Source organism: Bizionia saleffrena (assembly GCF_008086175.1).
GTDB classification, from domain to species: Bacteria; Bacteroidota; Bacteroidia; order Flavobacteriales; family Flavobacteriaceae; genus Bizionia; species Bizionia saleffrena.
The window spans coordinates 1-22,949 of the sequence record NZ_VSKM01000012.1 but is presented as its reverse complement, the minus strand read 5'-3'; the positions used below and the strand labels follow the sequence as shown (position 1 = coordinate 22,949).

The 22,949-nt window shown below is 34.3% G+C and carries 21 protein-coding genes; 15 read left to right on the top strand and 6 right to left on the bottom strand.

The genetic code is table 11. The features are described 5' to 3' along the window. Positions 1-153 precede the first annotated feature (153 nt). The gene (locus tag ES676_RS11500) at positions 154-1,647 is read left to right on the top strand and encodes an SIR2 family protein (RefSeq protein WP_148370479.1); all 1,494 of its coding nucleotides are present in this window, start codon (positions 154-156) and stop codon (positions 1,645-1,647) included. Positions 1,648-2,569: 922 nt separating this feature from the next. After that, positions 2,570-2,713: a hypothetical protein gene (locus ES676_RS14740; RefSeq protein ID WP_170234452.1), complete on the top strand. Its 144-nt coding sequence runs from the start codon at positions 2,570-2,572 to the stop codon at positions 2,711-2,713. A gap of 379 nt (positions 2,714-3,092) precedes the next feature. Here ES676_RS14740 and ltrA read toward each other — a convergent pair whose 3' ends face one another. Beyond that, positions 3,093-4,373: a group II intron reverse transcriptase/maturase gene (ltrA, locus tag ES676_RS11495; protein ID WP_148370478.1), complete on the bottom strand. Its 1,281-nt coding sequence runs from the start codon at positions 4,371-4,373 to the stop codon at positions 3,093-3,095. A 665-nt stretch (positions 4,374-5,038) separates the two neighbouring features. Between ltrA and ES676_RS11490 the strand changes: the two genes are divergently transcribed. The 6 genes from ES676_RS11490 to ES676_RS14965 all read left to right on the top strand — a co-directional run bounded on the left by ES676_RS11490 (position 5,039) and on the right by ES676_RS14965 (position 8,463). Next, a complete protein-coding gene (locus tag ES676_RS11490) occupies positions 5,039-5,773 on the top strand; it encodes a lysozyme inhibitor LprI family protein (protein ID WP_148370477.1) in 735 nt (244 codons plus the stop codon). Positions 5,774-6,497: 724 nt separating this feature from the next. Further along, positions 6,498-6,809, top strand: coding sequence for a transposase (locus tag ES676_RS11485; RefSeq protein WP_148370476.1), 312 nt, complete (start codon positions 6,498-6,500; stop codon positions 6,807-6,809). Next, positions 6,809-7,705: an IS3 family transposase gene (locus tag ES676_RS11480; RefSeq protein WP_148370475.1), complete on the top strand. Its 897-nt coding sequence runs from the start codon at positions 6,809-6,811 to the stop codon at positions 7,703-7,705. The genes ES676_RS11485 and ES676_RS11480 overlap by 1 nt, the downstream gene beginning before the upstream one ends. A gap of 52 nt (positions 7,706-7,757) precedes the next feature. After that, a complete protein-coding gene (locus ES676_RS14975; protein ID WP_215731647.1) occupies positions 7,758-7,895 on the top strand; it encodes a hypothetical protein in 138 nt (45 codons plus the stop codon). Beyond that, on the top strand, positions 7,874-8,023 hold the full coding sequence (locus tag ES676_RS14970; protein WP_215731646.1) for a hypothetical protein: 150 nt from the start codon (positions 7,874-7,876) through the stop codon (positions 8,021-8,023). Before ES676_RS14975 ends, ES676_RS14970 begins: the two co-directional genes overlap by 22 nt. A gap of 83 nt (positions 8,024-8,106) precedes the next feature. Then, on the top strand, positions 8,107-8,463 hold the full coding sequence (locus ES676_RS14965) for an acyl-CoA thioester hydrolase/BAAT C-terminal domain-containing protein (protein ID WP_215731645.1): 357 nt from the start codon (positions 8,107-8,109) through the stop codon (positions 8,461-8,463). Between the two features lie 337 nt (positions 8,464-8,800). Here ES676_RS14965 and ES676_RS11470 read toward each other — a convergent pair whose 3' ends face one another. Beyond that, positions 8,801-9,007, bottom strand: a complete 207-nt coding sequence (locus ES676_RS11470) for a helix-turn-helix transcriptional regulator (RefSeq protein ID WP_148370474.1) — start codon at positions 9,005-9,007, stop codon at positions 8,801-8,803. After that, positions 8,997-9,473: a hypothetical protein gene (locus ES676_RS11465; protein ID WP_148370473.1), complete on the bottom strand. Its 477-nt coding sequence runs from the start codon at positions 9,471-9,473 to the stop codon at positions 8,997-8,999. Before ES676_RS11465 ends, ES676_RS11470 begins: the two co-directional genes overlap by 11 nt. A gap of 608 nt (positions 9,474-10,081) precedes the next feature. Between ES676_RS11465 and ES676_RS11460 the strand changes: the two genes are divergently transcribed. Next, positions 10,082-10,945, top strand: coding sequence for an RluA family pseudouridine synthase (locus ES676_RS11460; RefSeq protein WP_148370524.1), 864 nt, complete (start codon positions 10,082-10,084; stop codon positions 10,943-10,945). Between the two features lie 451 nt (positions 10,946-11,396). On the opposite strand, the gene ES676_RS11455 is transcribed toward ES676_RS11460, so the two are convergent. Beyond that, the gene (locus ES676_RS11455) at positions 11,397-12,569 is read right to left on the bottom strand and encodes an ATP-grasp domain-containing protein (protein ID WP_148370472.1); all 1,173 of its coding nucleotides are present in this window, start codon (positions 12,567-12,569) and stop codon (positions 11,397-11,399) included. A 507-nt stretch (positions 12,570-13,076) separates the two neighbouring features. Here ES676_RS11455 and ES676_RS11450 point away from each other — a divergent pair. From ES676_RS11450 to ES676_RS11420, 6 genes are all read left to right on the top strand, one after another. After that, positions 13,077-13,805 (top strand): NYN domain-containing protein, encoded by a 729-nt coding sequence (locus ES676_RS11450; RefSeq protein ID WP_148370471.1) that lies wholly within the window; start codon positions 13,077-13,079, stop codon positions 13,803-13,805. A gap of 343 nt (positions 13,806-14,148) precedes the next feature. Next, positions 14,149-14,817: an RluA family pseudouridine synthase gene (locus ES676_RS11445; protein WP_148370470.1), complete on the top strand. Its 669-nt coding sequence runs from the start codon at positions 14,149-14,151 to the stop codon at positions 14,815-14,817. A 657-nt stretch (positions 14,818-15,474) separates the two neighbouring features. Further along, complete coding sequence (locus ES676_RS11435) at positions 15,475-15,711, top strand: thioredoxin family protein (RefSeq protein WP_148370469.1); 237 nt, start codon at positions 15,475-15,477, stop codon at positions 15,709-15,711. Positions 15,712-15,725: 14 nt separating this feature from the next. After that, positions 15,726-16,124, top strand: a complete 399-nt coding sequence (locus ES676_RS11430; protein ID WP_148370468.1) for an OsmC family protein — start codon at positions 15,726-15,728, stop codon at positions 16,122-16,124. 1 nt (position 16,125) lies between these two features. Then, positions 16,126-17,103: a permease gene (locus ES676_RS11425; RefSeq protein WP_148370467.1), complete on the top strand. Its 978-nt coding sequence runs from the start codon at positions 16,126-16,128 to the stop codon at positions 17,101-17,103. A gap of 654 nt (positions 17,104-17,757) precedes the next feature. Further along, on the top strand, positions 17,758-18,360 hold the full coding sequence (locus ES676_RS11420) for a YkgJ family cysteine cluster protein (protein ID WP_148370466.1): 603 nt from the start codon (positions 17,758-17,760) through the stop codon (positions 18,358-18,360). 43 nt (positions 18,361-18,403) lie between these two features. On the opposite strand, the gene ES676_RS11415 is transcribed toward ES676_RS11420, so the two are convergent. Continuing rightward, entirely contained in the window at positions 18,404-19,405 is a 1,002-nt protein-coding gene (locus tag ES676_RS11415) for a PorP/SprF family type IX secretion system membrane protein (protein ID WP_148370465.1), read from the bottom strand. 8 nt (positions 19,406-19,413) lie between these two features. After that, on the bottom strand, positions 19,414-22,949 hold a 3,536-nt coding region (locus ES676_RS11410; protein ID WP_148370464.1), incomplete at its 5' end, for a T9SS type B sorting domain-containing protein.

Genomic DNA, 22,949 nt, shown 5'->3' with positions numbered 1-22,949 from the left:
ATAATAGGTTATATTTATGGCTTGATTGCTTTATTACCTCGAGTATATGGATTATAGAAAAGCTTAAAAAGCATCCATATCCAGCTATTTTGTTATAGAATAGGGTAATAAAGTGTTCATATAACTAAGTTGGCAAACATTTAAGAAACACCTATGAACATTAAAGAATTCATTTCAAATTTTAAAAATCATCCCGTACTATTTGTAGGAACAGGTGTGAGTTTGAGGTATTTGTCCAACTCATATACTTGGGATGGACTTTTAAAAAAAATAGCATTTGATTTAAAAGGAAACTCTGAATATTATTTAGACTTGAAGTCTACTTGTCAAGAAGATGGTGTTTATAATTTCGAAAAACTTGCATCACTTTTAGAAAATGAATTTAACGAAACTCTAATCAACGATAGGAATGGAAAATTCCAAGAGATAAATGATGTTTTTTATGAAAATATGGAGAATGGACAAAATTTAAGTCGGTTCAAAATCTATATATCTAAAATATTTTCAGAATTAGAAATAAGAGAAGATAAAAATCCTGAAATAGCCGAATTTAAAAAAGCGAGAAAAAATATTGGCTCTATAATAACTACAAATTATGACAATTTGATTGAGCATATTTTTGAGTTTGACAAATTAATTGGTAATAATATCCTTTTAAGCAATCCTTATGGTTCAATATACAAAATCCACGGATGTACAACAGAACCACATAAGATAATAATTACAGAAAACGATTATTCTCAATTTGATGGAAAATACGAACTAATTCGAGCTCAATTACTTTCTCTTTTTATTCATCATCCAATAATTTTTATTGGTTATGGTGTTGGAGATAACAACATAAAAAAGATTTTAAAAACCATATTTACATATGTTGAACCAAATTCTGATTTAGCAAAAAATATAAGAAATAATTTTCTTTTAGTAGAATATGAAAAAGATGCTGACAACGAAGTAATAAGTGAACACGATATTGATATGGACGGTTATTCAACTGTTAGAATTAATAAAATCAAAACGGATAACTTTACATTAATTTATCAAGCACTTGCAAATATACATTTACCAATATCTGCAATGGATGTAAGAAAAGTTCAAAATGTAGTTGCGGAAATTTACGCTGGAGGAAAAATTGAAGTTAAAATTACCGAGGATTTGGATTCTCTAAAGAATGGAGATAAAATCCTCGCAATTGGTTCATCAAAGACCATTAGTTATCAATACCAAACAGCATCTGAAATAATGACTAATTATTTCAAAATTATGGAGGAATCAAACCATCAAATTTTGGTGCTTATCGACAAGTACAAACTTCAAAGTGCTCAATATTTTCCGATTTTTGGTTTCAGTAGTATAAATGGAGAAATTAAAGTTGCAGACAAATTAAAAGCTCAACAAATAACAAATATTAAAAATGCCTTAAAATCTACGTCAGATAATCAAAAGAAAAAGCACAACACAATACAAGCAATTATGGATGATATGTCAATTCCATTAACTTACAAAATTGGTTGTATAATCTGGAATATATTTGAAGACAATCTCGAACTCAACGATGTAGAAAAGCACTTGAAAGGAATAAAAGCTAAAAATGATACAAATTTCAGAAAATTACTTTGTGCATATGATTTAAAAAAATATGAATAAATAAAAAACGATTTGCCAACACCGTGTATAATTAATTGCTTGGTTCTCGCCTACTTACGAAAATCCTCGCGGATTTTCTATTCGGTTTTTATTTACTAAATTCCGTGCTTAATCACGCAACTAATCATACACAACAACGTTAGCACCAATATAACTAAAACTGAAAATTGTATTTTAAAAAGATAAATATTGCTGAATTGGATTCTGAAAAAACAGAACGGAATATTAGATTATTATCGTTAAAAAGACACACATCTTTAGATTTCAAATCAGCTTCAACTTATTTAAATGAGCCAAATAAGTTTTTTTTGGGTTTTGAGAATAATAACAGAATTGACTTATTAAGAATTTCGACACCTTTTGAAAAGTTACTTCCGAAAATAATTGTGACTTTTAAAAAAGAAAACTTTAGAGAATATAAATTGAGATTTAAATTAATGTCAATGATTTTATTTACTCTTCTGTCGGTCGCATTGATTTTGAAATTATATTATTTTATAAAATCTGGAAAATTGGAAAGTAATTTTTTTATGGTTTTGTTTCTAAACTTAATTTTTTACTTATTTGCTTTTGTGGAATATAAACTTGTGAATAGGAAAATGAATAAAGTCCTAAAATGGAAAGAATAAGAAATTTAGGAATGAAAAATACTGGTGCTAACATCGTGTATAAAAAATTGCTACATTAGTATTTAATTAACGGTCGTTGCACTTTTGTTACGTCTGATTTTCCTTTGGAAAATCCTCGCTCACAAAAACGCAACTTTCCATACACAAACACGTTATCTTTAATGCGAAAAAAAATCACTGAAACCCATAAATTAAGTGATTTAAAATTAGAATATTAGCAAGTTTGCGGAGTCAATTAAAAAGTCAGTTTCCGGAATTTATCACTGAAACCTAAAATAATTTGTGTGTGGAAAATGAGTAAGTTTGTGGAATCTGAATTGTTGGAATTTAAGGAAACTGAAATACTGGAACTCCAAAAGTCAGAAAAATACAATGCGGAATTTAGCAAGTTTGTGGAATCGTTCATAAAAAGTCAGTTTGCGGAATTTATCGCTTAAACCTAAAAGAATTGTGTGTGGAAAATGAGCGCGTTTGTGGAATCTGAATTGTTGGAATTTAAGGAAAGTAAGATAATATAACTCTCAAAACTAGAAAAATACAATGCGGAATTTAGCAAGTTTATGGAATCGTAATTAAAAAGAAAAAAAAACTAGTTTACGGAAACTGAAATATTGTAAATCAATTAAACACGAAGAAATAAAAGGCGCAACTTGGAAAGTTTTTAAATTTTTTTTTTAAATAAAAAGTGGAATAACTAAATGTGGAGAATAGCCTGAACATCAAAGCACTAAAGATAATCGAGTAGACGGCTGACAATCGAATGATTGCCAGTGCGCCTCTCACACCACCGTACGTACGGGTCTCGTATACGGCGGTTCACCAAATCGAAGTTTGTATTTTGTTTATGTAATCTATCATCGGTTTATACCCTCTTCGCTTTAGTCTAGATAGGGTTAGTGTAGTCCCTAATATAGGACTCTGGGCTACTGCCCAGCCTCCCATTCGGGTTCTGCTCCAAGCATAAGCTTGTCCTTCTTCTATTCCTAGACGTATTAAATTCTTACGTTTCCTTTCTGCTTTCTTCCAATGGTGCCAAATGCAATACCGCAGGCGGTTTCGCAACCATTCATCTAACTTTTTAAGTTTTGTATAACTGTTTGTTAAACGATAGTTGTTAAGCCATCCTCGACACACTTGTGTGAGGCGGCTTAAACGTTCTGTTAAAGATACTGGATTGGTTTTCTTGGTTAAAAGTTTTAGTTTCCGTTTGAATTTATCCCAACCGCTTTTGCTTACAACAAGTTGGTATTGCCCTTTTACACCTTTCTTATAAATGGGTACAAAGCTATGTCCTAACAACTCGAAATTTACGGGGCGACGTATGCCACTTTTTGCTCCGTTTATTGGAAGATGTAATGTGTCTTTTAGAAAAAGATACACCTGATTCCCTATTTGCTTTGCTTTTGCTTTCGATGTTGTATAAATACTAAAATCGTCTGCATAGCGGACATAACGAAACCCTTTGTTGCTAAGAAATTTATCTAAAACATCTAATAAGATATTAGATAATAACGGGCTTAGTGGGCTGCCTTGCGGTATGCCTTTTCGCCGTTTAACTAAGCGCCCTTTTATAAGTATGGGCGCTCGTAACCATTTGCGAATTAATCGCAGCGTGACTGGGCAGTCTACTTTATTGTAAATTAGTTGTAATAGTAGGCTATGTTCTACCGCGTCGAAGAATCCTTTTAAGTCGATATCTACAATGTTTTGGAAGCCATCATTGATGTATTCCTGAGCTTGTAGTACTGCTTTATGGATGTTCTTCTTAGGTCGAAAACCGAAACTAAAGGGCTCAAATCCGTACTCGAATTTGGTTATTAGTAGCTGGCTTACTGCCTGTTGTAGACACCTATCTATTACTGTTGGGATACCTAAAAGACGGGGTTTTCCCTTTTCCTTAGGTATGGATACTCCTAAAATGGCTTGCGGTATATAGCCGTTACTGTAAATAGTGGTGCTTATTTGTTCTCGATTGACCCGTATATATTGGGTTAACTCCGAAACCGGCATACCATCTACTCCACTAGCTCCTTTATTTCGCACCACTTGCTGTGCTGCTTTATAGAGGTTTTTGGCTTCTAATACTTCTGCAATCATAAATTGTTTAAAACAAATGTTTACTTCTGTTGGCTTAAGATTAGGCTAGCAAAAGCCTCCTAATCGAATTTCAACGTGATTTAATGTTCTGTCCTTCCTACTCGTGTTCCTGATGGGGTATGGTTTAAGCAATCCCAACTATTGTCTGTTTCTAAGTAGTACTATGACTTCTGCTGACTTCTCCAATAGGCCAACTCGTAACTTTGGAGATCTCCCCAGGTAATGACATCTTCTTTCACTCAATCCCTGCCGTATCTACCTACTTACCCTTTTGATACTCTTTGGGCGTTGCAATGATGTGGTTGCTTACCCGAATAAATAGGCCTCTGTATACGGTTTCTGTTCGTCAGTACCGAGTTTTGTAGTCTCGCTTTCTTCAGATGTAACTTTGCAGTTACCACCCTTGCGACTTACTAATGCTTCTAGGCGTTACCCCAGCGCATAAGGGACTTGCACCCTCTAGATTAATTACTTACTTTGCTGTAAGTTAAAGATGCCCATACTGGGCACACACACCGTGTATAATTAATGGCTGGTTATCGCCTACTTACGAAAATCCTTGCAGATTTTCTATTCAGTTTTTATTTGCTAAATTAGGTGCTTAAACACGCCACTAATCATACACAACAACGTTGGCAACAAGCTAAAAAACAGAACGCTGAAAAATGAATCGAATACTATTTATATTATTTCTGACTTTTAATTTGACTTGTTTTTCGCAAACTCAATCGGAAATGAATGATGAAGCGAATAACGAATTTAGAAAAGCAGATGCTGAACTAAACAACGTTTACCAAAAAATAATAACTGAATATAAAACTGACTCGATTTTTATTGAGCGACTTAAAAAAACGCAAAGAATTTGGATTTCTTACAGAGATGCGGAATTGGAAATGAAATTCCCAGCTGAAGACAAACGAGTGGAATATGGTAGCGTCTTTCCAATGTGTGTTTCCTATTTTTTGGGAAAGTTAACTGAAGAGCGAACTGAAAAATTAAAAATTTGGTTAGATGGAATTGAGGAAGGCGATGTATGTTCAGGTTCAGTTAAATCAAAATATGAATTAGACCCAACTTATTATTCAAAAGCATACATTGAAAAAGATAGTACAATTTGGATACCTCAAAATATAAATAGCGAAATCAAAATCTTTGGTTATCAAGAAAAAGATAGTTTATCAAAAAAATTGATTTTAATTTCAGTATTCACAAAAGATGTTGAGGACAATCCTTACAATTGCAAATATGGTTCATACTACCATACTCAATCAATGAATAATATAAAATTAAAGTATTTATCAACTGAAAATGAGTTTATGAAAATTGCCATTCTAAAAAAAGGGACATTAATTGATACAGTTTATATGGAAAAGAAATGGTTTGAATTTAGTGAAGAATAAAAGCCAGTTGCCAATCGAGTAGACGGCTGACAATCGAATGATTGCCAGTGCGCCTCTCACACCACCGTACGTACGGGTCTCGTATACGGCGGTTCAACGTTCATCTCAACAATTGCTCTTTACACCAATTGAAGCTACCTACTATTTTAAGCATAGGCTACAAAAATTTGCTCCTATGCGAATTTAATAGAGAACGTTGTTCCGTCCTTCCTTAATTGTGAGTCCTATGGGCTTTTTCTCCCACCTCGTTTCCCTTAAGTACTATGACTTCTGCTGACTTCTCCAATAGGCCAACTCGTAACTTTGGAGATCTCCCCAGGTAATGACATCTTCTTTCACTCAATCCCTGCCGTATCTACCTACTTACCCTTTTGATACTCTTTGGGCGTTGCAATGATGTGGTTGCTTACCCGAATAAATAGGCCTCTGTATACGGTTTCTGTTCGTCAGTACCGAGTTTTGTAGTTTACTCATTCTCTTTTATATTTTTTCTGTATTCGTGAATACGCTGTATTTCGCTTTCTTCAGATGTAACTTTGCAGTTACCACCCTTGCGACTTACTAATGCTTCTAGGCGTTACCCCAGCGCATAAGGGACTTGCACCCTATAGATTAATTACTTACTTTGCTGTAAGTTAAAGATGCCCATACTGGGCAAACACACTAGTTTAGCCCCTAATAAGTTCGGAGTGCTATTTTAAATTTCAATTAATACCTTTGAGATATGAAATATAAGAAATGGAGTTTAGAAGAAAAGCTAGAAATTCTATCCTCATCTGAAGAATTAGGAATTGTTGAAGCCTGTCGTAAATACAAGGTTAGTACGGGAACTTTTTACAATTGGAGGAAGAAATATGATACCCAAGGCGTGTCTGGCTTAAAAGTCACCTATGACGCACGTAGTAAAGAGTTAAAGCAAGCAGAAGAGGAAAACAGAATACTTCGTAAGCTATTAAGTAACAAGGAAATTGAGCTAGAAGTCCAGCGTGAACTTTTAAAGAAAAAGTTTGGGACATCAGATCCAAAAAAGATTTAGTGGATACTATTTTTAAGAAATATAAAATCAGTAAAACTAAGATAATCGATATGGCAGGAATGGTTCACAGCAGTTATTATCGCAAGCCAAGCTTAGGTAAAAAAGGAAACAAGCCAAGTAGATTTACCTATCATAGTAAGAATGGATTAGTAACCCAGGCTGTTGTTATTGAATCTGTAAAGACCATATTACGTCATCCTTTTATAGATTGTGGCTATAGATTAATGACTGCTTATTTGACTCGGGACGGTTATACAATAAACCACAAGAAACTATATAGAATAATGAAAGAAGCGAACCTATTGAAGTTGGAAGACCGTATTGACAGGAGCGGTTCTGGACGTAAGTTTGTTAAATTCAGAAAAGTAATGACCGTAAAACCTTTTGATTGTCTAGAAATGGATATAAAGATGGTTTGGATTCCCAGTGCTGGTAAAAACGCTTACCTTTTATCTGTTATAGATGTTCATACGCGAAGAATATTAATAGACCTTTTTGCTTTTTCAATTAAACAAGCTCAAGTGATAAGATTGCTATCTGAATTATTTAGGCACTATCAATATCCTAATAATGTAGTGATTAGAAGTGATAACGGGAGTCAGTTTATTGCAAAAAATGTAAGAGAATATCTAGCAATAATAGGTGTGGCTCAAGAGTTTACTCACATCGCAACACCAGAAGAAAATGCTCATATAGAAGCCTATCACGGCATTTTAAAGAAAGAAATTTTTCAGAGATTTGAATATAGAACCTTTGGAGAAATAGAAAAAATCCTTAAAGATTATGTGCTGTTTTACAACAACGAAAGGCTACACGGACTATTGGGAAGAATAACACCAATGGAAAAATGGAACGCTGACAAACACCTAATTTTAATGAATAAATTAACAGCATAATTTAACTAACGAAATTTAAAAGAATACTCTTGTTTTATAGGGGGCAAAACAATTGCCATATACGCGAAAAGAAGGTTTACCAAAACTATTAGAAGAAATTAATTTAGAATACTTTGAAACTGCAATCAAGTGGTTAGGAAATCAGTTAACCCTGAAAAAATTATTACAATGGGAGCATCAAGAAATGTAGAATTAGCATTAGTGATTGCTTCAACATTCCCAGAAATTGTAAGCGGAGTTGTTGCGTATTCAACACGTTCGATTTCTTGGTCAAATACTATTTTACCCTATAATTCAAATCAATTGAAACCAAGCTGAAAATATAACGGAATTGACATTCCGTATGTGCCTATGGATAAAATTTCTGGAAACGACTCGGGTAAAATTAAATTACTAGAATATTGGAAAATGGTTTATCGAAAACGGATTTAGTAAATAAAGCAACTATTAAAGCGGAAAAAATTAATGGTCCTATTCTGCTTCTTTCCGGAAGTGATGATAAGGTTTGGCCCTCATTAATAATGGCTGATATAATAGAACAACGGTTAAAAGAAAATAATTTTAAGCATTCTTTTCAGAATATAAAATATGAAAATGCCGGACATTTAATTTCAAATAACCCAGAGGTAAATTCAAATTTTAGAACTGAAACAATTAACGTTGATGGAAAGGACTACGAATATGAATTTGGAGGCACTAACGAAGGAGATTTTAAAGCCAGGAAAGACGCGAAAATAAAGTTAATAGAATTCATATAAAAAATACAAATCTGTTAAAAGGCTTCTGACAATCCAGTAGACCGCCAACAATCAATTGATTGCAAGTCTGTTTATCCTACCACTTAATTACGAAAATCGCACCCTCTAAATCACTTACTTACTTACTTACTTACTTACTTACTTACTTACTTACTTACTTACTTACTTACTTACTTACTTACTTACTTTGCTGTACGCAAAAGATGCCGATATTATATAAAAATATTTACTTAAATTAGGGTCGCTGCTTAATTGCAAGCCTCTATTTTTACTACGAAGAGTCTGGACATACAACCTACCAACAAACCCTATACAAAAACGCTGACGGTAATGCATATTAAACCCAATCTGAATCTTCCAGCGTAAATATTTTGCTTATTTCGACGTCAAATAGTTGCGCTAATCTTAGTGCCAAAACTGTTGAGGGAACATATTTACCTAATTCCATAGCATTAATTGTCTGCCTACTCACTTTTGCCAATTTAGCTAAATCGGCTTGAGTGATATTTTTTTTTGCTCTTTCTACTTTGATACTATTCTTCATAATAAGCTGATTTTTTAAGTTTTGAAATTTGCCAATTAAATCTAATTATGAAAAAGATTAATACCGTAAACATATTGAATATCATGACCCATAAAAAAGAAAAATCGAAGATAAACAAAAACGCAAACAAAAGAATTCCGTAGTTAACATAAACAGCCCAAACCAGAGACTCTAGCCTAATTTTGGATATATATTCATCCTCTAATTTTTCTTTAGAGAAAGCAACAAGTAAAGAACTAATAATAATTAAAATTCCAAAGATTTCATTGAGAATATTATTCTTAACCATTCCTAGTAGCTGTTTATACTTAAATAAGTCATCTATAAAAACTGCAGGGATATCAAAATCTAAAAAGTTTGGTTCGTACTCATATTTAAGTGTTATGAAACCTAAAATTGCCGAAGGAATAAGTAAAAACCAACCCGTTTTTTTGAATTTATTAGGAAATAAAAAATTTACTTTCATAATATTATAATTTTGTTGTCAACAAATGTAAAACAAATATCACAATTAGACAAACAAACTTTACATTTAGTACAGCGAACATTACCAATAATCGAGTTATTGCCAGCACACCTCTCAAAACCACCGCACTTACGGGTCTTCTAAAAGCAAATCACAATTTGTGTGTTGTTTACGTTATCCGTCATCTGTTTTGTAACCTCTTGTCTGGAAATTTAGCTCCTATAAACTCGGAGGTCTATTTTACTATTCAAAATAAAGAAAACGGTATTCAAATTTCAAGAATTATCTCGCCAGAATTTCAATAGAAATAAATGGTAACCCCTAATTTAAAACTCTTAAATACAACAAATTATTTATCTATTGCAGATAAAAATAAGGCGGTAACCGTTGCGACATTTTACGGGTATGCAGAAAAAAAATAGTAACACCACTTAAAAATAAGCCTTATATTTTAGACTAATTAAAATCTATACTAGCCATCGGAATTCTATTGAGTATCTTACGTGCGCAACGAAGACACTATTTATTTTAAAACAGAAACATTAACAAAAATCAAACCCACAATCAATCTAAAAGAAACACATATTGTTCCTGAAATATCCGCTCCAATGCGACTGCAGGAATATGGTGTTGGCCTATTCATTGCTGCGATTACGAAATCGGCGCTAAAAAAAGCACTAAAGAAAAAATTTATTACGGTTAACGCTGTTATTGCGACTTCCGCTACAGTAATAAACGGGGGTGACTGCTTAACTTTATCTATTCCAAAAGAAGTTACACCGCATAAGAAATTGATATTTCAACTTAACGTTTTATTCGAAGATGATTATTTAGCACTACTCCATAAACCTGCGGGCATAGTAGTGAGCGGTAATAGTTTTAAAACTATTGCCAATGCATTACCTCAAAATATTAAACAAAGCACGCTTCCAGATGCTACTAAACCTCAGCCCGTGCATCGATTAGACTATGCGACCACAGGTGTTTTATTGGTTGGAAAAACGAGTAGTAGTATTCGTGCTTTAAATAAAATGTTTGAGGACAAAACGGTTTACAAAGTATATTATGCCGTTACTATTGGTAAAATGAAAAAGGCAGGAAGTATCACTTCAGAAATTGACGGTAAAAAATCACTATCGTATTACAATCTACTCGAAACCGTTTCCTCGCAAAGATTCGGCCATCTCAACTTAGTGAAATTAAAACCTCAAACGGGTAGAAGGCATCAATTGCGTAAACATTTGGCCAGCATTAACACTCCCATATTAGGGGATGCAGCATACGGGATTGAACCTTTAATTTTACGCGGTAAGGGGTTGTATTTACATGCATATTCATTAAGCTTCACACATCCATTTACAGGTAAAACAGTCTGTTTAAGGGATGAATTCCCTCCACGTTTTATGAAACTATTTAATTCTAAAATAAATGACATCTATGCTTATCAAACAAACCTCTCCAACCATAAATAGTAATAGCGTGCGTCTCAAACCACCTCTTACACCTGCTCTTCTCGAAACAAATTTAAGTCAAGCTATTTACGACCGTTCAATAATAAAATAACTCCTCTAACCATATAATGGTTTTGCTCGTTCTAAGAATTAGACTTTGGGCAATTGGAATCCTCTCGCTATAATGCGACTCTATAAGTAGCCAAAATCTTAACTAAGGCCTCGCTAATTGCCGTTTGCCCGTTATCGCTTCCCTCCCAACTACCGTATTATTTGCTAAATACCACCTCATTATTTTGTAAACTTTTTAGTTTATGACATATCTTTACCTAGCGATTTACCCTTCTTTATCCTTAGCCATCGTACGCGTCGCGCGGAATGTTACACCAAAACACAACTAGTATTGAAGTCTAAAGTGTTAAGAAAATTGACGTTGTTTGGTTTTGTTATTACTTAATTTCTGGTTTTATTTTTATTTAAGTCTGATGTATTTTTTTAAGTCAGAACCCAGAATTTCCAGTAGTTCTTTCTCGTTTCCATTTTGTGTTTCAGTGAACAAAAAACCGAAAACTGAATATTCATTCAATGCAATTTTTCTTAGATCCAGAGGTTTTTCAAAATCTAATACTAATTTCTCATAATCAAAGGACTCTATTTCACTTGCATCAATGCCCGAATTATTATCTAAAACAATAATACTATACTTTTTACCTTTTCTGGTTTTAAAAATCGTCTCCCAATCTGGTTTTATAGATTGAAAAAAGGCCTCATAGGAATTAATCCCGTAAGCATACCAAGATAAATCTCCGGTGGTGCAAAACCCTCCAAATCTTAAAGGATTTACCTCAATAGGGTTTATGATGCCTTTGTTATCAATTCTTAATTCTACGTGAGCAGGGAAATTTTTTAGTTTTGCTTTTTCCCCTATTATACCCAGAAAAGCCTCTATCTCATTCTTGTATTTTTGTATTATTTCTTGTGAAGTTGAATACACCTTATCACTTACATCTTTATCAGATAAAAATATATGATGAAGAATATTAAGCACCACTGGTTTTCCCTTATTATCGAAATAACAATCAATTGCGTACTCGTCTCCAGCTATATATTCTTCGATAATAAATTCTGATATATTTAAAACTTCCTTAGGGTATAGGTCTTTAGAATGGTTATTCTCAGAATCTATCTTATCTAAAACTTGTAGCCATTCTGCAGCAGTATCGACTTTGTGCACAGCGATACTAGAAAAACCAACTGCAGGTTTTATAATGAATGGGAATTTAAGTTCTTCCACAATAAGTTTTCTCAGATCTTCAAATCTCACTCCTTTAAAAAAATAATCGGGGAAAGACTCTTTAATTAGTTCTCTAAATTTGATTTTATTTTTGAACACTTCAATTTGATCGAGAAGGCTTAATGAAACCACATTCTTTTGAATCCAGTTGATTGTGTTTTCAGAATTGGTATACATTGGGGTTTCCGGATTCTTCTTTAAACTATCTTTTGCTTCTTCCTCGGTGATCCAATTCAGCTTTTTATCAGCAATCATATTTTTCGCCTGAGCAGTAGCCACAATTTCATAATTATTTTCCTTAATAGTTTTAATAAGAAAATCTGAAACATACGGTTTATCAATTACTATCATATAGTTATCTCTATTTTCACTCAATTTAACACCTATTTAATAAATGAGTCTGGTCTTTGGGATAGTCTTGGGAATTGAACCTCATCGTTAATGGCTTTAAGTCTAATTTTAAAAGTATATTCCTTTCAAAGAACCGGTATCACACTTCTAAATATAAAAATAACGCCTAGAAAATTTTAGAGGAAACAAGTATTCCACTAAATCATTTTAAGAAAAAGGAGTGCTTTAAGAAAACATTGTTTTTTAGTGTATTACCGCGCCAACATTTGTTAAGTAAATACAGAATCGTTCACATAAAAAACACGAAAAACAATCACTTAACACCTCTTTTATTAACTTTTCGCTCTGTGTTTGCTTATAAAACTCTCTAGATTTCTCTTTGGTTCGTTTTCTTTTGCTAAATTAGTTGCTAATCAAAAATAAGGTACGATACACGGGGCCGTTAAATGCCTTTATAACTGAAATTTAGCTTCACTAGCATTAAAAAGAAGTAATACTACACACATTATGAATATGAATTTAGCCGTACTAATAGACGGAGACAACATACCCTCTGCTCACGTAAAGGAAATGATGGAAGAAATAGCAAAATATGGAAATCCCACGATTAAAAGGATTTATGGCGATTGGACGAGTCCGCATTTATCAAAATGGAAAAACCTATTGTTACAAAATGCTATTACCCCTATTCAGCAATATGCTTACACCGCAGGTAAAAACGCGACAGATTCGGCCATGATAATTGATGCGATGGACATTCTATATTCTGAGAAAGTTAGTGGTTTTTGTCTTGTTTCTAGCGACAGTGATTTTACCAAACTGGCGACTAGATTAAGAGAAGCGGGTATGCAAGTGATTGGAATTGGAGAGAAAAAAACACCAAATCCTTTTATCGTGGCCTGCGATAAATTTATTTATATTGAAATTATTAGGAAGCAAACGGAAAAGAAAGAAAATATTAGTCAGAAAGACCACGTAAAAGATAGCATAGATAAAGTCACTCCAAAAGTGACTAAACTAATCTCTGCTACTATATCCGATTTATCCGACGAAGATGGCTGGGCTTTTCTTGGAGATGTAGGAAGTTTATTGCAAAAAAAGCAACCCAACTTTGATTCTAGGAACTATGGATTTGAAAAGTTGACGCCCCTTATTAAATCCATCGGTAAGTTTGAATTAGAACAAAGAGAAAACACTAAAAGTAGACATAAATTAATTTTCGTAAAGAATAAATAAAAGCACATCTATAGTTATCATAAACTATTAATTTTTCTTAATTTGAGTTATAATAACACAAAAAGCTATAAAAACAAACACCTGTTTTAGGCCATTTAATTAAGCAATTTTATATTCCGATACATAAAAAAGACAGGATTTAAAGTCTTTCAAACTTTTAATTAACCAAGAAAAGCCTAACTATTTCTTAGTATACTACATTACCTCATTGTATAGAAGGACAGAGGAATGATTAGTATCGTATTTTGTAATTAAGACTTAATTTAAGGCTTCTCTTTGTAAACAGATAGAAACTAAACTTGCTGAACGTAGTCTTCAGCCCCTAAAAAAAAGAAAACTACCAATGCCCAAATTTGAAGTAGTACATGAAACCAACGATTATATAGTTGTAAACAAAATGGCCGGCCTTATAAGTGAGAAAAGCCCATACGAGAATAACACTGTTGAGGACCAAGTTTTTAATCACCTTTTAAAAAGTAAACGCAAACCCTATATTGGAGTAATCCATAGGCTAGATCGCGTAACAAGTGGCGTGTTGTTATTTGCCAAGAAAAAAAGTATTTTGGTAGAATTTAATGCCCTATTTAGCAACCGAAAAGTTCAGAAAACGTATTTAGCAATCGTTAAAAACAAACCTTCGAAGGATAAGGACAACTTAAAAAATTTTCTCGTAAAAAATACTCTAGAAAAAAGGGCAGATATAGTCCAATCAAAATCCAAAGACGCTTTAGAGTGTACTCTTTCCTACCAGGTTATAGACAAAAACGATTTTGGTTATCTCTTAGAAATTAAACCAAAAACAGGTCGATTTCATCAAATAAGGGCACAACTAGCCCATATAGGACTCCCTATTGTTGGCGATAAAAAATACGGCTCAGATCAAGACTACTTTCCTTTATCTATTTGTCTTCATGCACAAAAAATCACCTATCAAGTCTCTGGTAATAAGGAATTAAAATCGTTCGCAGCACCTTTGCCAAAGAATGAATTTTGGGCTTTCAAATCACGATAAACATTATAACTAGAACAGGCGTGTTTACCTAGCTTGCACTATTACTCTGTAAAGAAGCTACCCATTAATTTAGCAATAGGCACCAAAGTACTCTCCGTTATTTCAAGTGCAAACCCCTTCTACTCCCTCTAAACCACAATTCCTAATAAAACCTACAGCGGGATATTGTGTTTAAGCGTTAGTAAGGATAAATTTATTATGCCTACCATTTCTTAAGAGTTTTGTATTACCAGTAAAATTAGATCAAGGTGATCAAAGTCATATTTCAATTCAAATACCAATCGTATATTTAAGATAGGGAATATGAAAAATAAGTGTAGAACAAATAGAGTATACGGAAAACACAGAAGTTTTGGCTAAATTAGTGCAAGCTTTAGCTCTCCCTACTCATATTGCACTCTTAAAGTGTCTTGAGAACCAATTGCGTTGTTACACAGACGATTTTGGGAGAGGTGTTTCCATTGGCTCAATCTACAGCTTCTCCACATCTAAAAGAATTTTAAAAAACGAATCTTATTTATGTTGAATTAAAACCGCGAGAATAAGGTACTGTATTAATAATAAAAATGGGAATGTTACAAAAGCAGTATTTCAGCAATGTTCTGATTGCTATTTTTAACTACTACCGCCCCTTAGCGATAAAAAAATACAACTATTATGACCAAAATAATTAAAATACTAGGCACAGGATGCCCAAAATGCCAAGCGATGATAGGAGTTGTTAAAGATGTGGTTACCGAGAACAACATTGATGCAACCATTGAAAAAGTTGAGGATATAATGGAGATCATGAAATATAACGTAATGATTACACCTGCCTTGGTAATAGATGATGTTATTGCAATAAAAGGGAGAGTGCCTTCAAAAGATGAAGTATTGGGACTTTTAAACTAATTAAAACACAGATTATGAAATACGAAATTACAGCTTCATCCCACTCCAATCAGGATGCCGTTATTTTTATAAAGCAATCAAATATAGATTTTGGCACCTCCCCAAAAACGGCTGAAACCTTACCAAATCCTGCTGAACTATTCTTGGGGTCTTTTGCCGCTTGTATGTTGAAAAATGTTGAACGTTTTTCTAGACTGATGAAATTCACCTATACAAAAGCCTCTCTTGAAGTCAATGCAACACGTCTTGAAAACCCACCTAGGATGGACAGTGTTTTTTACGAGTTAACAATTTATACTAATGATGACAAATTAAATTCGACCCTGCTAAAAAAGAATATTGAAAAGTTTGGTACCATCTACAACACGGTAAAATTGTCTTGTAACATCTCAGGAACGATTAACCCGATTTAAAATGTTTGATTGGGTACAAAATAGTTCAGATTGGTTGGTCTATGATGTTTTTAATTTGAGCAAAGGGCAACATTTGACTGAAGCCTTAAACTTCTTTATTTATGATACCGCAAAGATTTTAATCCTTCTTTTTATTGTTATCTTTTTTATGGGAATCGTCAACAGTTACTTTCCCATAGACAAGGTTAAAAATTATTTGTCAAGGCATAAATTATACGGATTGGAATACTTAGTGGCAAGCCTATTTGGTGTGGTAACTCCTTTCTGTTCTTGTTCGTCAGTCCCACTATTTATCGGCTTTGTGAGAGGAGGAATACCCTTAGGTGTTACCTTTTCATTTTTAATTACTTCACCGTTAGTCAATGAAGTAGCCATCGGACTTTTTGTGGGGTTGTTTGGAATTAAAACAACCCTTATTTATGTGATAAGTGGTGTTTTATTGGGCACCATTTCGGGCGTTATCCTTCAAAAATTAAAATTGGAATCCTTTTTAACACCTTGGGTAAAAGAAATTTTGGCTACTGCACAAAAAGATCAAGATGCTTTTATTGCCGAAAAACAAACTTTAAAACAAAGGTTACCCATTATTTGGAATGAAGTGCTAAAAATACTTAAAGGTATTATTCCTTATGTGTTGGTAGGCATATCCATTGGAGGATTGATGCACGGTTATATTCCGGAAGGGTTTTTTGAAAAATATATGGACAAAGACAATTTATTTGCTGTACCTATTGCTACCATTTTGGCGGTGCCAATGTACTCGAATGCATCAGGTATACTTCCTGTAGTTCAGGTTTTAGTTGCAAAAGGCATCCCTTTAGGTACTGCAATTGCTTTTATGATGGGTGTTGTTGGCTTATCATTACCAGAAGCCATGCTTTTAAAGAAAGTGATGTCCTTAAAACTGATCGCCATCTTTTTTGGTCTCGTTACGCTTTGCATTATCATTTCAGGGTATTTATTCAACATCTTATTATAATAATACAGCAATACCAAATAAAAATGATGACCTATTTTGAGCTTACCGGTAGGTTGGATTTAACAGGAAAATGGAGGGAAATAAAACAGTAGTCTGATTCTGATCTCGCAAGCAGAATACACTAAAACCTAACTATTGCGAAACCTTTCCTCTTTAAGCTAAAATTAATAAAAACATAAGCCTTTGCATTCCCCAAAATGAATAAAACCTTAAGATATAACCTTTAATTAAAAAATAATTTATTGAGAATAAATTAAGGGGATTGCCACTGGCTTTGTGAGTTTTGCCGGTATAAATTCAAATAAAAAACAGACAACTTCCAACGAATTGCGTGTCACTATCAAACTATTATCTCCACCACATAAGGTTACAGACAGTTGTTTCAGCTTCTTAAGCGTTATTCTTACCCCATCTGCTACATTTTATTCATTGTTCTCTTTATAGCACCAATGCAATTCCTCCTATAAAAATAACTAAATAAGTTACGCCCAGTTGAATAGATTAATTACGTAAACAGTATAAGACAGTAAATCTATTACCGTGAAATATGCCTTAATTACGGATTAATGAAATATTTAAATAGACAATTAAAAATTCTTTTATGAAATAAGTTAAAGGCACCACTCTTATTAAGCCTATCTTAGGTAAAAAACTATGTCTATAGAGCGCAGAGTACAATTGGTAGAAAGTCTATTTCATCAATTAGAGGAAGAAGGCGCTCAGTTTGAAAAAGCATCAGGAATGAGTTGTGTTTCTGGTTGCGGGAAATGCTGTACAAATCCCAATATAGAGGCCTCTCCATTAGAATTTTTACCTTGGGCCTTTCATTTGTTTAAGAACGGTGACGCAAAAAAAACACTAGATGTACTTAATAAAACTGAGACTTCAACTTGTTTCATTTACACATCTTTATCCCTAAGCGGTCACGGTCGGTGTAGTAATTACAAATACCGAGGTCTTATTTGTCGCCTATTTGGTTTCGCTGCCAACACCGATAAATACGGGAATTTAAGATTAGCGACTTGCAAAATCATAAAAGAAGGTCAGGCAGAAGACTATAAATCGGCTGCCGAAGCCATTACAAAAGGATTGTACGTACCTGTATTTACAGAATATTATATGCAATTAAACCAAATTGACTTTCATTTAGGAAACATCCTTCTGCCAATAAACAAAGCGCTTAAAATGGCTTTGGAAGAGGTACTTCAATATTATGCGTACAGACCTTTTCCTGATGTAAAAAAAGAGTGTATTTAAAAAATTCTTAGCCCGTTCTAATTTACCGATTAGTGGCGTCTGTTTATCGCTTTCTACTACGGTCTAAATTACAGCTTTTACATCTCGAGAGGTACGTTAATGAAAACTCGTAAACACCATACGTATTACCTATTTTAGAGGTATTCATATCGTAAGAAAAACCAAATCGCAGCTCGGAATATTCCAATCCGATAAATGCATTTATAGAGGTTAATAAATGACTATTATCGTCATTAAGCGCTGGGTTTGTAGCTGCTGTAAGACCTACAAGAAATTCCTCTACTTGAAATAAAGACCCCACATCTAAACGGTTATATTGCCCTTGTTGCATATAATTGGCAGTCATCATTACACTGCTATCATTTAAAAAAGGAAAACGATAATTACCGTGTAGCGAATAAAATATATCTAAAGGCACTTTCTCTCCTTCAACAAAAGAAATATTAGGTCTATTTAAATGTTTTACAGAAGCTCCAAACCAATAGGATGTGCCATAAAACGCTTCTTTTTCAAAAACAATACCGGTTGAGAAATCTACAAAATACGGGTTTTTAATAGTATTAGCCAAGGGGTCTACAGAATTCGGATTTATAGTTCCTGTATTAATATTTATCTGATCTCCCAGCCTAAGATTCCTAAATCGGTTACTTTTATTCCCCACACCAACTTCTATACCTGGTCTAAAAAACCAGCCGCCATCTAAATTGATACGGTGTGCATAATTTGTATTTATCTGAAAATAATTATAATTATTAAACGACTCGTACTGCCATACAGCATTGACACCTATGCCAAAACCAAGATCCGGACCATAATCGAAAGACTTATTTACAAAGGCATACTGTGTGGTTAGTTTTAAATCTAAATTTGGCCATTGCAACCGACTAAGCACACCGGCATAGACTTTACCATTATCCTCAAATCCAGAAAACCCTGGATTTAAAGTTTCTTGCACATAATTAGCTTGCGAAAATATGGGGTCTTGAGCTTTTGCTGCAGACACCGTTAAGAGGAGTACTATAAAGAGTATAATTTTAAATTTCATTCTAGCTATTATTTAATAAATACAAAGGATCCTTGTTTTGCTATGGCATCGCCATAGAATGTGCGTGCTTTAAAAGTGTAATAATAATTTCCGTTCTCGGCTTCTATAGTGTTTATCTTACCATCCCAACCGCGTATACTCTCACCAGATTCTGAGTAAATAAGACTTCCCCAAGTATCGTATATATTAAGTTCTAAGGTGTTTAATCCAATATGTTTCGGTCCAAAAAAGTCATTTAAACCATCTTCATTAGGCGTAAATGCATTGGGCATAATAAGTTTATAACCTTTTTCAATAGTTAGCGTCACGATAGTACTATAAGAGCAACCAAATGGATATGTAACAGTTTGGGTTACCACGTAATTCCCTGCTTGTAAATAAGTGTGAATAGGATTTTCTTCAGCGGAAAAACTGCCCTCTCCAAAATCCCATAAAACACTAACATAATCTCCGGTCGCTGTATTTGTAAATTGAATTGGATCTTGAATGGCAAACACACCATAATTAGAATATCCAAACGCTGTTATTTCGGAATCTGGCTGACCTATAACTGGCGTTTCTACATTGAAACTAAAATTGGTACTACAGCCTAAACTATCTGTAACTTCTAAAATTACCAATCCATTTTCGTCTGTAGTCATTGATTCATTATTTAGACCACTTACAGTACCGCTTGACCAATTATACTGGAAAGGCGGCACACCTCCACTAGCAACAGCAACAAACGTTTGATGTATTATCTGTGCTTCACAATCGGGTTCAGACTGAGTATCTACTCCAACCGCTAAAGGCTCAAACCTATCCACTTCCCAACTCCCTTCTATTTCGCAACCATTAGCATCTGTAACGATTACAGTATAACTATTTGGTGGAATGTCGACTAAATCTTCTGTGACTGCTCCATTAGACCAAACCACGTTAAAAGGTGGTGTACCTCCTGCTATTAATAAATTAATGGCGCCACTATTGGCATCATCGCAATCGAAAGCATTAATAACATTTGTAGAGAGCTGTAATGGCGCAATATTAATTATGGTAAAACTATCTTGAATAACACATGGCGTTCCATCTGTAATAGTAACAGAATACGTTCCCGGAGCTAAATTATTGCGCTCCACTCCTGCTGTATCATCATCATCCCAGACGACTGTAATAGGCTCCATTCCGCCTTCAAAATTAAGTACAATACTTGCATCATTTTCTCCAGAACAAGACATTTGAGTGACTTCAGGATTAATTAAAAATAGAGGCGCTTCTTCAATAATTATAGAAAAAGATTCTGAACAATTAACAGCATCTGTAATTGTAATCGTGTAGGTTCCTGGCGACAAGTCGGTTTGCACTGGCCCCGTTCCAAAATTGCTCCAAGCAATAGCGAAAGGTGGCACGCCTCCTAATATATTATTTATCGTAATTGAAGCATCATTATTACCGTAACATTCAATGTCTGTAGTTGTAACATCTATTGTGATGGCATCATTCTGAATAATATTAATAGTCATCGTATCGAGACATCCAGAACTATCGGTTACTACAACTGTATAGTTACCAGCACTTAAATTATCAATATTTTGATTCGCACTTACAAACCCATCAGGACCTGTCCAAGCGTACGTATAACCTAGTCTTCCACCAATAACATGTATTGTAATTGCTCCTGTAGAATCCCCATAACAAAACACATTTGTTTGAGAACCTATAGACACTTCAAGTAATGGCGGTTCTTCAATTAAAAAACTTTGAATGATGGGCCCACAGTTATTAGCATCTGTAACAGTAACCTCATAATTTCCCGGACCTAAATCTGAAAGATCTTCATTTGTAGAAAAAGACTGTCCGTCTTTCGTCCAATTATAAACATAAGGTAAAGTTCCGCCTTCAATATTAATAGCTATCACACCATCATTAGCTCCAAAACACGATATTGTTTGTGGGTCGAAATTAATAGCACTAAACACTAAGTCTTCAGGTTCTGTTATACTAAATGTTTCCGAATAGGGACAACCACCATCATCTAATACATTTAAAACATAAGTACCAATCTCTAGGTTGAAAACATCCTCATCCGTGCTGGTAAATCCATTCGGCCCATTCCATGTAATAGTATAAGGATTTGCATTTGAAAATGGCACACCTCCAGCTACAGAAATTTCGATAGACGCATTATTGGATTCAAAACAGCTGTTATTTGTTAAATCAGATAACACTGTAATAGACGGATTAACCGTTACCGTTACCTCGAAAGTATCCCCCATGCAATCTCCAGCAACAGGCGTTACCGTATAGGTTGCTGTAGCTGGATTAGTAGTCGTGTTTTCTAAAAATTGTGAAATACTCGTTATAGGCGTTAATTCTTCTACGGCACCAATAACACCACCAACAGGACTTACAATAGGCGGCGACCACGTATAAGTTGTGTTTAGAGGCACAATATCTCCATTTGTATTATCGGGAATTATTGAGAACGTATTATTACTACAAATAAGAGCATCGTAATTACTGATTTGTGGCACTTGATTAATAGTTATTGGTGCCATTTGAGTCGTTAAATCACCACATCCTCCTTCCGAAAAGGAAATAATACAATAATAATAAAATACACTAACGTTTGTATTTGGCAGCGTTAATAGACTAGTGTTTGTGCCTACTGGGTTTGGTGTATCTAAATCGTTTGTATCATTGGAATACCACTGATAATCTGGAATGCCAACACCATTTGTAACAACAACCTCCAATTCTGCCATTGTATCGCCCAAACAGTATTCTGCACCAATAGGCTGTGTCACAATAGATGGCCCTTCATTTACCGTTATGGTTACCGCGTTACTCGTGGCGTTACAGTCGTAAGCGTTTGGCTGACTTATTTCGCAATAGTAAGTGTACACGCCTGCTGGTAAAGAGTTGTCGTGATTAAAAGTACTCGTGTCTCCATCCGCATCATTTATTTCTGTTATCGGCATGCCGTTTAAATACCACTCAAAATCGTAGTCGCCAGTATCGATACTGCCATCTGCGTTTAAATCGATACCTCCTGTTACTTGAGCCACTAATAAATCGGCGGAGACCCCAGTACAAATCGTTTGTTCGGATGGGGTGATTACCACCTCTGGATCTTCTATTACTTCGATTGTAAAAATAGCACTCGAGACATCGGCACACCCTAAACTTTCGTCAACATCAACCGTTACATAATAGTAATAGGTCCCTGGACTTTGAACACCCGGGTTGAAAACAGTTGTGTTTGTACCGACTGCTGCATCAGACGCATCGATTATTATATCATCTGAAGCATACCATTGGTAAATAATGGTACCGGTACCGCCACCATCGGTTATAAAACTTAAGTCTTCTGGGGTGGCTCCAGAACATAGCGTTTGGCTTAGTGGCGATTCGCCACTAATTTCTACGTTAGGAACCACTTCGATTGCTGCAGGCGCTGTCGTAATTTCATTACAACTTCCGGCACCACTAAAACTAATCACACAAAAATAATAGAGTGTCCCCGTACTATCTGTTGGTGGTTGGTAATTGGCTTCTTGACCTT